The sequence below is a fragment of the Kribbella sp. CCNWLW201 genome, assembly GCF_037203805.1.
In the GTDB taxonomy this organism is placed as follows: Bacteria; Actinomycetota; Actinomycetes; order Propionibacteriales; family Kribbellaceae; genus Kribbella.
On record NZ_JBBCBQ010000013.1, the window covers coordinates 97202 to 110296 of the forward strand.

Genomic DNA, 13095 nt, shown 5'->3' on the forward strand with positions numbered 1-13095 from the left:
GGATGGTGAGTCAAGGGTTTGGGGGCGCGGCCATTAGGCTGATCCGGTGACCCCGGAACAGCTCGCTGCGAAGATCCTCCAGGCCCTGACCGCTCTCGCCGACGACGGCAGCATCACCGTCGAGGGCGGGTTGCCGCGCGAGCTGAAGGTCGAGCGACCCAAGAACCCCGAGCACGGGGACTACGCCACCAACGTCGCCATGCAGCTGGGCAAGCGCGCCGGGCTGAACCCGCGCCAGTTCGCCGAGCTGCTGGCCGCCAAGCTCACGGACGACGCCGCGATCACCGCAGTCGAGATCGCCGGGCCGGGCTTCATCAACATCCGGGTTGCGGCCGATGCCCAGGGCAAGGTCGCGCAGGCGATCGTGGACGCCGGGCCGCGCTACGGCCACACCGACACCCTGCAGGGTCAGGCGGTGAACCTGGAGTTCATCTCCGCCAACCCCACCGGTCCGCTGCACCTCGGTCACACCCGCTGGGCCGCTGTCGGCGACGCGCTCGCCCGGGTGCTGGCCGCGGCCGGTGCCGTGGTCACCCGCGAGTTCTACATCAACGACCGCGGCGCCCAGATGGACAAGTTCGGCGCCAGCCTGCAGGCCGCGGCGCACGGTCAGCCGATCCCCGAGGACGGCTACCACGGTGAGTACATCGTCGACCTCGCGAAGCAGATCGTCGCCGAGGTGCCCGGGATCACCGACCTGCCCGAGGCCGAGCAGGTGATCGCCTTCCGCGAGGCGGGGTACGAGCGCCAGCTCAAGGAGCAGCAGTCCCAGCTCGAGCACTTCCGGACCAGCTTCGACGTCTGGTTCTCCGAGCGCAGCCTGCACGAGCAGGACGGTGTCGGCCACGCGATCGAGAAGCTGCGCGAGCAGGGTCACCTGTACGACGCCGACGACGCGCTGTGGATGCGGACGACCGATTTCACCGACGACAAGGATCGCGTGCTGATCCGGACCAACGGCGAGCCGACGTACTTCGCCTCCGACGCCGCGTACTACGTGAACAAGCGCGAGCGTGGTTTCGAGGTCTGCATCTACATGCTGGGCGCCGACCACCACGGGTACGTGAACCGGCTGAAGGCGATCGCCGCCTGTGCCGGTGACGACCCGGAGCACAACATCGAGATCCTGATCGGTCAGCTGGTGAAGATCCTCAAGGGCGGCGAGGAGATGCGGCTGTCCAAGCGGGCCGGCACCATCGTCACGCTGGCCGAGCTGGTCGAGGAGGGCGGCGTCGACCCGCTCCGCTACACGCTCTGCCGCTACCCGGTGGACTCGCCGCTGACCCTGGACATCGAGGAGATGACCCGCCAGGTCAGCGAGAACCCGGTGTACTACGTGCAGTACGCGCACGCCCGGCTGGCCTCGATCCTGCGCAACGCCGACGAGCTCGGCATCAAGCTGGACGAGTTCGACCCGGGGCTGCTCAGCCATGAGCGCGAGGGTGACCTGCTCCGGGCGCTGGCCGAGTTCCCGCGGGTCGTCGCCACCGCGGCCGAGTTGCGCGAGCCGCACCGGATCGCCCGCTACCTGGAGGACACCGCGTCGGCGTTCCACAAGTTCTACGACAGTTGCCGGGTGCTGCCGCGCGGCGACGAGGAGGTGGAGCCGGTGCACAAGGCTCGCCTGACCCTGGTCGGCGCGACCAGGACCGTACTCGCCAACGGGCTGGACCTGCTCGGCGTCTCCGCTCCGGAGCGGATGTGAGGGCGCACGAGGCGGGCGCGCTGCACGCGGACATCGGCCACCGCGGCCCGTCCTGGCTGCGCGCACCCCGCGATGTCAACGACCTGGTCCCGCAGCTGTGGTCGTCCACGGCCAAGAAGACCGCCGAGGGCTCGCTGGTCATCGGCGGTGTCGACGCCCGTGACCTGATCGCCGAGCACGGCAGCCCGGCGTACGTACTGGACGAGGACGACTTCCGGGCCCGCGCCCGCGCCTTCAAGCACGCGTTCAAGGACTTCGACGTCTACTACGCCGGCAAGGCCTTCCTGTGTACGACGGTCGTTCGCTGGGTGATGGAAGAGGGGCTGAACCTCGACATCTGCAGCGGGGGAGAGCTGGCCGTCGCTCTCCGGGCCGGCGCCGACCCCAAGCGACTGGGTTTCCACGGCAACAACAAGTCCGAGGAAGAGCTCGCCCGCGCGGTCGACGCCGGCGTCGGCCGGATCATCGTCGACTCGCTGTACGAGATCGACCGGCTGATCGAGCTGGCCCGCGAGCGGGACACGACCGCCCCGGTGATGGTCCGGGTGACCGCCGGCGTCGAGGCGCACACCCACGAGTACATCGCGACCGCGCACGAGGACCAGAAGTTCGGCTTCTCGATCACCTCCGGCGCGGCCTACGAAGCCGTTGCCCGAGTCAACGAAGCGCCCGAGCTGGAGCTGCTCGGACTGCACTCGCACATCGGGTCGCAGATCTTCGACGCGTCCGGCTTCGAGATCGCCGCCAAGCGCGTGATCGCCTTGCACGCAAGGGTTTCCGAGGAGCTCGGCGTGGACATGCCGGAGCTCGACCTGGGTGGTGGCTTCGGCATCGCCTACACCACCCAGGACGATCCGTCCGACCCCGCGCAGCTCGCGACCGAGATGGGCAAGATCGTCGAGCACGAGTGCCGCGCCTTCGAGGTGGACGTGCCGCAGGTGTCGATCGAGCCCGGCCGCGCGATCGTCGGCCCGGCCGTCTGCACCGTGTACACGGTCGGCACGGTCAAGGAGGTCGAGCTTGACGCCGGTGCCTCCCGCACCTACGTCTCCGTCGACGGCGGGATGAGCGACAACATCCGCACCGCGCTGTACGACGCCGACTACTCCTGCACGCTGGCCAATCGGTACTCCGACGCCGAGCCCACCCTGGCCCGGGTCGTCGGCAAGCACTGTGAGTCCGGTGACATCGTGGTGAAGGACGAGTTCCTCCCCTCGGACGTGCAGCCCGGCGACCTGGTCGCCGTACCAGGGACCGGTGCGTACTGCCGGTCGATGGCGAGTAACTACAACCACGTACCGCGGCCGCCGGTGATCGCGGTCAAGGACGGTCACACGCGGATCGTCGTACGGCGGGAAACCGAAGACGATCTGCTGGCACTCGACATGGGGGCGGAGTGAACGACAAACCCTTGAAGGTCGCCCTGCTGGGCTGTGGCGTGGTCGGGACCGAGGTGGTCCGGATCCTCACCGAGCAGGCCGACCACCTGGCCGCCCGGGTCGGCGCGCGGCTGGAGATCGCCGGCATCGCGGTACGGCGGCCGGGACGCGTGCGCGACATCGCCGTCGACCCCGCGCTGATCACCACCGACGCCCAGGCGCTGGTGAAGCGCGGCAACCTGGACATCGTGATCGAGGTGATCGGAGGGCTCGAACCCGCTCGCAGCCTGATCCTGACCGCGCTCGAGCACGGCGCCTCGGTGATCACGGCGAACAAGGCGCTGCTGGCCGAGGACGGCCCGACGCTGTTCGCCGCCGCGGAGAAGTACCAGCGCGACCTGTACTTCGAGGCGTCGGTGGCCGGCGCGATCCCGATCCTGCGGCCGCTGCGCGAGTCGCTGGCCGGTGACGACGTGACCCGGGTGATGGGCATCGTCAACGGCACCACGAACTACATCCTCGACAAGATGGACAGCACCGGCGCCGGCTTCGACGAGGCGCTCGAGGAGGCCCAGGCGCTCGGGTACGCCGAGGCCGATCCGACCGCGGACATCGAGGGCTTCGACGCGGCCGCGAAGGCCGCGCTGCTGGCCAGTTTGGCCTTCCACACCAGGGTTTCCATCGCCGACGTACACCGCGAGGGCATCACCGAGGTGTCAGCGACCGACATCGCCTCGGCCCGCGAGATGGGCTGTGTGGTGAAGTCGCTGGCGATCTGCGAGCTGGACGAGGCGACCGATTCGGTCAGCGCCCGCGTCTATCCGGCGATGATCCCCGCCACCCACCCGCTGGCAAGTGTCCGGGACGCTTACAACGCTGTATTCGTGGAATCCAAAGCGGCCGGCCAGCTGATGTTCTATGGTCGTGGTGCCGGCGGCGCCCCGACGGCCAGTGCAGTCCTCGGGGATCTCGTGTCCGCCGCGCGCAACCGGCTCAAGGGTGTGCCGGGGGTCGGCGAGTCGTCGTACACCCAGCGAGCCGTGCGGCCGATGGGCGACGCGATGACCCGCTACCACGTGTCGCTGGACGTGGCCGACAAGGCCGGTGTGCTGGCGGCGGTGGCCCATGCCTTCGCGGAGCACGACGTGTCCATCCAGACCGTCCGCCAAGAAGGCCGGGGCAGTGACGCGCAACTGGTGGTGGTCACCCACACCGCGACCGACGCCGCGTTGTCCGCGACCGTGGAGGCCCTGCGTGACATGGACATCGTTCGGGAAGTCAGCAGTGTGATGCGGGTAGAAGGAGACTGAGCACAATGGCTCACCAGTGGCAGGGCGTGATCGAGGAATACAGAGACCGGCTCCCCGTTTCGGCGGACACCCCGGTCGTCACGCTCGGCGAAGGCGGCACGCCGCTGGTGGCCGCGCAGTGGCTCAGCGAGCAGACCAACTGCGAGGTCTGGCTGAAGGTCGAGGGCAACAACCCGACCGGCTCGTTCAAGGACCGCGGTATGACGGTCGCGATCTCGCTGGCCGCGCAGGCCGGCGACAAGGCCGTGGTCTGCGCGTCGACCGGCAACACCTCGGCCTCGGCGGCCGCGTACGCCGTCCGCGCCGGGCTGATCCCGTTGGTCCTGATCCCGGCCGGCCGGATCGCGAAGGGCAAGCTGGCGCAGGCCATCGTGCACGGTGCCCAGCTCGTGTCGATCGACGGTGGCTTCGACGACTGCCTGCGGATCGTCCGCGAGCTCGGCAAGCACTACCCGGTCGCGCTGGTGAACTCGGTGAACCCGGTCCGGCTGGAGGGCCAGAAGACCGCGGCCTTCGAGGTGTGCGACGCGCTCGGCGACGCCCCGGACCTGCACCTGCTGCCGGTCGGGAACGCGGGCAACATCGCGGCCTACTGGAAGGGCTACCAGGAGTACGCGAAGGACAAGCTGGCCACGAAGACCCCGCGGATGTGGGGTTTCCAGGCCGAGGGTGCGGCGCCGATCGTGCGCGGCGCGATCGTCGAGAAGCCGGACACCGCGGCGACCGCGATCCGGGTCGGCAACCCGGCCTCCTGGACGCTGGCCGAGGCCGCCCGGGACGAGTCCGGCGGCCGGATCGAGATGGTCACCGACGAGCAGATCCTGACCGCGCAGCGTGAGCTCGCCGCCCGTGAGGGAGTGTTCGTGGAGCCCGCGTCGGCGGCCGGTGTGGCCGGACTGCTGCACGCGAAGGCCAACGGCTGGCTGCACGGCGGCTCGACCGTGGTGATCACCGTCACAGGCCACGGCCTGAAGGACATCGACACCGCCCTCGACCACGCCAAGGTGATCGAGTCCCCGGTCACCCCCGCCGACACCGACGCCGTCGCCCGCGTCGCCGGTCTCGTCTGACGGCGGCCGCGGTGGAGAGCAAGGACGACCGCCGGGCGTGCGACCAGGTGCGGGTGCGGGTCCCGGCGACCAGCGCCAACCTCGGCCCTGGGTTCGACGCGTTCGGCCTGGCATTGACCTTGTACGACGACCTGATCGTGACCCCGGGCGGATCCGGTGTCACGGTCGAGGTGACCGGCTGCGGTGAAGGTGAGGTGCCGCTGGACGAGTCGCATCTCGTGGTCCGGTCGATCCGTCGCGGTCTCGAGGCCTTGGGTGCCTCGGTGCCCGGCTTCACGCTGCGGTGTGAGAACCGTATCCCGCACGGCCGCGGGCTCGGGTCGTCGTCGGCCGCGATCGTCGGCGGCCTCGCGGCGGCGTACGCACTGGCCGGTGAACCGGCGGACCGCGAGCGTCTCGTCGTACTGGCGAACGAGATCGAAGGGCATCCGGACAACGTGGCCGCGGCCGCGCTGGGTGGGTTCACGATCGCTTGGACAGAAGGCGAAACTGGCCGGGCCGTGCGGCTGGACACCGTGGAAGGGTTGGGTGCGGTGGCCTATGTACCCGACAATCGTGTGCTGACAAAGGAGGCGCGCGGGTTGCTGCCGGGCGTCGTACCTCACAGTGATGCGGCCGCGAACGCGGGCAAGGCGGCTTTGCTCGTCGCGGCGGTGACCGGGCGGCCGGAGTTGCTGCTGACGGCGACCGAGGATCGGTTGCATCAGGGGTATCGCGAGCCGGCGATGCCGGAGAGCCTGGCGCTGGTGCACAAACTGCGGGGGAGCGGGTTGCCGGCGATCGTGAGCGGCGCCGGCCCGACCGTCGTCGTACTGGGCCGCCCAGATGGGACCTCGTGGACCGCGCCGCCCCCGCCGGACGGCTGGACGCGGTACGAGCTGGGGATCGATCCAGTCGGCGTACAGGTCTGGTCGCTGGAGGCGGGCTAGCTACCTCCGGCCGCTGGGAATGATCTGAAATTGACACGCGTTGAACCCCTCGAGTCAGCAGAACGACCCGGAGTGGTGCTAGTCTCGACTCACCCGATCCCCTCCAGGTGATCGGTGAACTCTCGCCACGATCCGGGCTGTGCTCCCGGCACCCTGTGTTGTGTGGCGACCCTCCTGTGGATTGAACTTGCGCCGCCTGCGCCGGAGAGGTCCGGGGGGACTCAGATCGAGCGAGAGCCTCTTGTATCCACGTCGCCGCCGAAGCCGGACCAGTCGGCACCGCGTCGGTCGTGGGTGATGAAACGGTCGATGCGCACATCTGACATCGACGATCCGTGTGGGAAGGACCTCACGTGACAGAAACTGTTGAAGCCTCCAGCGGCGCCGGCACCACGCCGGCCCCGGGTACCGACGCTGCGGCCACCACCGCGACGCGTCGCCGGAAGGCCGGAGGCGGCCTCGAAGGCATGCTGCTCCCCGAGCTCAAGCAGCTCGCCGGGACGCTCGGCATCAAGGGCACCGGCGCACTGCGCAAGGGCCAGCTGATCGAGGCGATCAAGGCCGCCCAGGCGGGTGGCTCGACGGGCGGTTCGCGCCCGAAGGCGAGCCAGCCGACCCTGGACGAGGGCGTCGCCGAGGCGCCCGCGGCCAAGGCCGCGGCCCCGGCCAAGCGCGAGGGCGGCAGCCGCCGGACCCGCGCCGCGGCCGAGAAGGACGCCGGCCAGAACGGCGCCGCGGCCGCCGAGACCACCGCCGCCCCCGCTGCCGCGCCGGCCGTCGCCGCCGAGGCGCCCGCCGCCGAGGTCGCGACCCAGAACGGCGTCGCGTCGCAGAACGGCACCACCGTCGCCGAGCCCGCGGAGGGCCGCGACAACCGCAACCGCGACCGCAACCGGGACACCCAGAACCGGGACGGGAACCGCGAGAACCGCGACAGCCGTGGCGACCGCGACAACCGTGGTGAGCAGAACCGCGACCGCAACCGGGACACCCAGAGCCGGGACGGCAACCGCGACAGCCGTGGCGACCGCGACAACCGTGGTGAGCAGAACCGCGACAACCGTGGTGACCGCGACAACCGCAACCGGCAGGACCAGAACGACCGCGGCGAGGAAGGCGAGGGCCGTCGCCGGCGCCGCCGGGGCCGCGACCGGGACCGCAACCGCGAACCGAACCAGGGCCCGCGGGACAACACCCGCAACCGTGGCCGCGGTGAGCGGTTCGACCCGGAGCCGACGATCAGCGAGGACGACGTCCTCGTCCCGGCGGCCGGCATCCTCGACGTACTGGACAACTACGCGTTCGTCCGGACCAGCGGCTACCTGCCCGGCCCGAACGACGTGTACGTCGCCCTGTCGATGGTCAAGCGGTACGGCCTGCGCAAGGGTGACGCGATCACCGGTGCGGTGAAGCAGCCGCAGGAGGGCGAGCGCAAGGAGAAGTTCAACCCGCTGGTCCGGATCGACACCGTGAACGGGTCGGACCCGGAGATCGCCAAGCAGCGGCAGGACTTCAACAAGCTGACCCCGTTGTACGCGACCGAGCGGCTCCGGCTGGAGACCGAACCCGGTGTGCTCACCACCCGGATCGTCGACATCGTCAGCCCGATCGGCAAGGGCCAGCGCGGCCTGATCGTCTCGCCGCCGAAGGCCGGTAAGACGATGGTGCTGCAGGCGCTGGCGAACGCGATCACCACGAACAACCCCGAAGTGCACCTGATGGTCGTGCTGGTGGACGAGCGGCCCGAAGAGGTCACCGACATGCAGCGCACCGTCAAGGGTGAGGTCATCGCCTCGACCTTCGACCGGCCGGCCGACGACCACACCACGGTCGCGGAGCTGGCGATCGAGCGGGCCAAGCGCCTGGTCGAGCTGGGCCACGACGTCGTCGTACTGCTCGACTCGATCACCCGGCTGGGCCGGGCGTACAACATCGCGGCACCGGCCAGCGGCCGGATCCTGTCCGGTGGTGTCGACTCGTCGGCGCTCTACCCGCCGAAGCGGTTCTTCGGTGCGGCCCGCAACATCGAGGACGGCGGCTCGCTGACCATCCTGGCCACCGCGCTGATCGAGACCGGATCCAAGATGGACGAGGTCATCTTCGAGGAGTTCAAGGGCACCGGCAACATGGAGCTGCGGCTGCGCCGCGAGTTCGCCGACCGGCGCATCTTCCCGGCCATCGACGTGGTCGCCTCCGGTACCCGCCGCGAGGAACTGCTGATGAGCAAGGACGAGACCCAGGTGGTGTGGAAGCTCCGCCGGGTGCTGTCCGCGCTGGACGGCCAGGCCGCGCTGGAGCTCCTGATCGGCAAGCTCAAGGAGAGCAAGTCGAACATCGAGTTCCTGCTGCAGGTCAACAAGACCACCCCGTCGGCCGGTGGCCGCAGCACTGACGACGGCAACTGAGACGCACTCGATTACCAGTTTGCCGCCCTCGGGTGGCAAACTGGTACGTCGGTTCCGGTTCACGTCCGCATCCGCGGGCGACCCGGGGCACCTGAACCTAGGAGAACCCTTGAAGAGCGACATCCACCCGACGTACGTCGACACCACGGTGACCTGTACCTGTGGCGCCACGTTCACCACGCGCTCGACCGCGGAGAACGGCGTGATCCACGCCGACGTGTGCTCGCAGTGCCACCCCTTCTACACCGGCAAGCAGAAGATCCTCGACACCGGTGGCCGGGTGGCCCGCTTCGAGAAGCGGTACGCCAAGAAGTAGCTGTCTCACCGCGCGCCGGTCCACGAGCTCACGCTCAGTGGACCGGCGCGCGGTTTGTGTTGTCAGCGGTAGTTTCGAAGGGAGGAGTGCACAATGTTCGAGGCGGTTCAGACGCTCAAGGCGGAGTACGCCGAGCTGGAGCGGCAGATGTCGGATCCGGAGCTGCACTCCGACCAGGCCAATGCCCGCCGGGTCGGCAAGCGGTACGCCGCGCTCGCGCCGGTGGTGCGGACGTACGACGAATGGCTGCAGACCGCGGACGACATCGAGGCGGCCCGGGAACTGGCTGCCGAGGACCCGTCGTTCGCCGAGGAGGCCACCAAGCTGGCAGCCCGCCGCGACGAGCTGGCGGAGAAGCTGCAGGTTTTGCTGGTCCCGCGCGACCCGAGTGACGACAAGGACGCGATCCTCGAGATCAAGGCCGGTGAGGGCGGCGACGAGTCCGCGCTGTTCGCCGGCGACCTGCTCAAGATGTACCTGAAGTACGCCGAGTCGCAGAACTGGAAGACGGAGGTGCTCGACTCGGCCGAGTCCGACCTGGGCGGGTACAAGTCGATCACCGTCGCGGTGAAGGCGAAGGGCACGCCGGAGCCGGGTGAGGCGCCGTACGCGAGGCTCAAGTTCGAAGGCGGCGTACACCGTGTCCAGCGCGTCCCCGTGACCGAGTCGCAAGGCCGGATCCACACGAGCGCGGCCGGTGTGCTGGTGCTGCCGGAGGCCGAGGACGTCGACGTCGAGATCGACCAGAACGACCTGCGCATCGACGTGTTCCGGTCGTCCGGCCCGGGTGGGCAGAGCGTGAACACGACCGACTCCGCGGTCCGGATCACCCACCTGCCGACCGGCATCGTGGTGTCGATGCAGAACGAGAAATCCCAGCTGCAGAACCGTGAGCAGGCCATGCGCGTCCTGCGGGCCCGGCTGCTCGCGGCCGCGCAGGAGGCCGCCGACCAGGAGGCCTCGGACGCCCGCCGCTCGCAGATCCGGACCGTCGACCGGTCCGAGCGGATCCGCACCTACAACTTCCCGGAGAACCGGTTCTCCGACCACCGCGTCGGCTACAAGGCGCATAACCTCGACCAGGTCCTCGGCGGCGAGCTGGCCCCGGTGATCCAGGCACTGACCGATGCCGACCTCGCCGCCCGCCTCGAGGCCGTCGAGTCACAGTGAGTGCCAAGGCCCTGGTTTCCGAGGCGGCGGACCGGTTGCGGGAAGCGGGCGTTGCGTCACCCGACTTCGACGCCGCCGAGCTGCTCGCCTTCGTCACCGCCTCGAGCCGCCTGAACCTCGCCGAGCCCACCCCCGAGCAGAAGCTTCGGTACGACGAGCTCATCGCCCGGCGCGCGTCTCGCGAACCACTCCAGCACCTGACCGGTACGGCGGCCTTCCGCTACCGGGAACTCGTCGTCGGACCAGGCGTCTTCGTGCCGCGGCCGGAGACCGAGGTGATGGTCGGCTGGATCCTCGACAAGCTGGCTGACGTCAAGGAACCGCTGGTCGTGGACCTGTGCACGGGCTCTGGTGCGATCGCCGGCGCGGTGGCGACCGAGCGGCCGGACAGCGTCGTACATGCGGTCGAGCTGTCGCCAGACGCCTGTGTCTGGGCGCGCCGCAATCTCGCGGGGACCGGTGCGGTCCTGCACGAGGGCGATATCGACGGCTGCCTGCCCGAGTTCGACGGCCGGGTGGATGCGGTGATCTCCAACCCGCCGTACATCCCGTTGACCGCGTGGGAATCCGTCACCGCCGAGGTCCGCGACCACGACCCCGCGTTGGCCTTGTGGTCGGGTGACGACGGCCTCGACGAGATCAAGGTGGTCGCTGCCACCGCCGGTCGCCTGCTCAAGCCCGGCGGCTGGTTCGCCTGCGAACACGCCGACGTCCAGGGCGGGTCCGCCCCCGCCGTCTTCGCCACCACCGGCCTCTTCGCCGAGGTCCGCGACCAACAAGACCTCGCCGCCCGCCCCCGCTTCGCAACGGGCCGGCGGATCTAGCTACTCGTACACCACGAACTCCGGCCGGGGTCTCAGCGCGAGCACCTGCGCTGGTGTCATCACTGGCCCGTGGCGGGCGTCCTCGACCCGGAACACCTTGAAGCCTGCATGCACTCCGGCCGGCAAGCGCTGGGTGAGCTTGCCCCACGTCTTCAGCTTGTCCTCGCGGGCACCGATCCCGTCGACCGACTTGATCGTCACCACACCCGGGTGCTTCTTCAGCGCCTGCTCCCCGGCCACGATCCGCGGCGACAACTGGTGGAAGACGAACACCTTCTCCGGCAGCTGATGCGTCCGCACGAGACCCGAGAGGTACGACGCGATGCCGTCGAGCTCGGCGCCCGTCGTACGGCCGAAGACCTGGCCTGGCACCTGGTTCGGACCGACCGCCCACTCCGGATCGAACGCCAGCCCGACATCCGGCTCCTTCAGCCAGCGTTCGAGCCGTTTCACCTCGGGCAGGATCTTGGCCCGGCCCGGCTGGATGTCGAGCAGCAACAGCATTCTGTGCTTGCGCGCGACGGTCAGGTACTCCTGGATCTTCGCGTCCGGCAGCCGGCCGCGATACATCCCGTCCTTGCCCGGTCCTGCCTTCGCGACCACCGTGATCAGCTCCATCACGGGCAGCGGTGTCCGGCCGGCGGCGTACGCACGCGACAGCTTCTCCAGCCTTGCGGCCTTGACGTCCAGGTCCTTGTCCAGTGGCCCGAGAGCCGGTGAGCCGGGCAGACCGACGTACCCGACGAGCTGGTACTTCGGGAAGATCGTCCGCCCGCCTCGCGGCAGGTCCCCATCAGCAGGAGGAGGTGGAAGGCTCGGCGACGGGCTGGTCGACGTTGGGGGAGTGGCACTCGGTGCTGCGGCGCCAGGCACGTCGCTGCAGGCTGTCACACCCAGCAACACACCTAGCACCGCCAGCACTCCTGGAACTCTCCGCACCCCACCTAGAGAACCACGCTCGACCTACGTCGACGAGTTGGCGACGTACTCGTCGATCTCCGCGACCAGCGCGGTCTTCACCGAGTCCTCGGCGAACGAGACCTGGACGGCGGTCTTGGCCAGCTCGCCGACCCCGGCCTCGTCCAGCTCCAGCAGTTCGGCGGCGACGGCGTACTCGTTGGTGAGGTCGGTGCCGAACATCGGCGGGTCGTCGGAGTTGATGGTGACGACCAGCCCGGCCTCGACCATCGCGCGCAGCGGGTGGACGTCGTACGACGCGACCGCGCGGGTGGCGATGTTGGACGTCGGGCTCACCTCGAGCGGGATCCGGTGCTCGCCCAGGTAGTCGACCAGGGCCGGGTCCTGCATCGTCGACGTACCGTGGCCGATCCGCTCCGCCTTCAACACGCGCAGCGCGTCCCAGATGGTCTCCGGTCCGGTCGTCTCACCGGCGTGCGGCACGCTCCGCAGCCCCTCCGCGATGGCCGCCTCGAAGTGCGGGGCGAACTGCGGCCGCGGTACGCCGATCTCCGGCCCGCCGAGCCCGAACCCGACCAGTCCCTCCGGCCGGATCTTCGTCGCGATCCGCAGCGTCTCGTCGGCGGCCGGGAGCCCGGCCTCACCGGCGATGTCGAAAATCCAGCGCAGCGTGATGCCGAGCTCCTTCTCGGCCGCCACCCGCGCGTCCTCGATCGCCTCGCAGAACGCCTCGGCCGCGATCCCGCGCGTCACCGAGGTGTACGGCGTCACCGTCAGCTCGGCGTACCGCAGGTTCTGCCCGGCCATCTCGCGGGCGATCTCGTAGGTCAGCAGCCGGACGTCCTCGGGCGTCTTGATCAGCTCGACGATGCTCAGGTAGATCTCGATGAAGTGGGCGAAATCGCTGAACTCGAAGTACTCCGCCAGCGCGGCCGGGTCGGCCGGCACCCGCGACTCCGGATGCCGGGCGGCGAGCTCGGCGACGATCCGCGGCGAGGCGGATCCGACGTGATGGACATGCAGCTCGGCCTTCGGCAGGCCGGCGAGGAACTCTCGCGACACAGTCATG

Annotated in this window: 11 protein-coding genes; 9 read left to right on the forward strand and 2 right to left on the reverse strand. The window is 69.6% G+C overall.

What is annotated here, in order from left to right; genetic code table 11:
• Positions 1–46: 46 nt before the first annotated feature.
• From argS to prmC, 9 genes are all read left to right on the forward strand, one after another.
• Positions 47–1705, forward strand: coding sequence for an arginine--tRNA ligase (gene argS / locus V9K99_RS37870; protein ID WP_337010084.1), 1659 nt, complete (start codon positions 47–49; stop codon positions 1703–1705).
• Positions 1702–3105, forward strand: coding sequence for a diaminopimelate decarboxylase (gene lysA / locus V9K99_RS37875; protein ID WP_337010086.1), 1404 nt, complete (start codon positions 1702–1704; stop codon positions 3103–3105). The genes argS and lysA overlap by 4 nt, the downstream gene beginning before the upstream one ends.
• Positions 3102–4394, forward strand: coding sequence for a homoserine dehydrogenase (locus tag V9K99_RS37880; RefSeq protein WP_337010088.1), 1293 nt, complete (start codon positions 3102–3104; stop codon positions 4392–4394). The genes lysA and V9K99_RS37880 overlap by 4 nt, the downstream gene beginning before the upstream one ends.
• A gap of 5 nt (positions 4395–4399) precedes the next feature.
• The gene (thrC, locus tag V9K99_RS37885; RefSeq protein WP_337010090.1) at positions 4400–5464 is read left to right on the forward strand and encodes a threonine synthase; all 1065 of its coding nucleotides are present in this window, start codon (positions 4400–4402) and stop codon (positions 5462–5464) included.
• Positions 5465–5475: 11 nt separating this feature from the next.
• The gene (gene thrB, locus V9K99_RS37890) at positions 5476–6393 is read left to right on the forward strand and encodes a homoserine kinase (RefSeq protein ID WP_337010092.1); all 918 of its coding nucleotides are present in this window, start codon (positions 5476–5478) and stop codon (positions 6391–6393) included.
• Positions 6394–6746: 353 nt separating this feature from the next.
• A complete protein-coding gene (gene rho, locus V9K99_RS37895) occupies positions 6747–8798 on the forward strand; it encodes a transcription termination factor Rho (RefSeq protein WP_337010094.1) in 2052 nt (683 codons plus the stop codon).
• Between the two features lie 109 nt (positions 8799–8907).
• Positions 8908–9114 (forward strand): 50S ribosomal protein L31, encoded by a 207-nt coding sequence (rpmE, locus tag V9K99_RS37900; RefSeq protein WP_130387310.1) that lies wholly within the window; start codon positions 8908–8910, stop codon positions 9112–9114.
• Positions 9115–9207: 93 nt separating this feature from the next.
• Positions 9208–10284: a peptide chain release factor 1 gene (gene prfA / locus V9K99_RS37905; RefSeq protein ID WP_337010106.1), complete on the forward strand. Its 1077-nt coding sequence runs from the start codon at positions 9208–9210 to the stop codon at positions 10282–10284.
• Entirely contained in the window at positions 10281–11108 is an 828-nt protein-coding gene (prmC, locus tag V9K99_RS37910; RefSeq protein ID WP_337010108.1) for a peptide chain release factor N(5)-glutamine methyltransferase, read from the forward strand. Before prfA ends, prmC begins: the two co-directional genes overlap by 4 nt.
• Here the strand turns inward: prmC and V9K99_RS37915 are convergent, their stop codons facing one another.
• Entirely contained in the window at positions 11109–11981 is an 873-nt protein-coding gene (locus tag V9K99_RS37915; RefSeq protein ID WP_337010110.1) for a hypothetical protein, read from the reverse strand.
• 90 nt (positions 11982–12071) lie between these two features.
• Positions 12072–13094 (reverse strand): adenosine deaminase, encoded by a 1023-nt coding sequence (locus V9K99_RS37920; protein ID WP_337010112.1) that lies wholly within the window; start codon positions 13092–13094, stop codon positions 12072–12074.
• Position 13095: the final 1 nt, after the last annotated feature.

What these genes read in the sequence shown, in the direction of transcription:
- thrC (WP_337010090.1), top strand. Translation starts at nt 4,400, where the DNA reads ATGGCTCACCAGTGGCAGGGCGTGATCGAGGAATACAGAGACCGGCTC.
- prfA (WP_337010106.1), top strand. Translation starts at nt 9,208, where the DNA reads ATGTTCGAGGCGGTTCAGACGCTCAAGGCGGAGTACGCCGAGCTGGAG.
- V9K99_RS37920 (WP_337010112.1), bottom strand. Translation starts at nt 13,094, where the DNA reads ATGACTGTGTCGCGAGAGTTCCTCGCCGGCCTGCCGAAGGCCGAGCTG.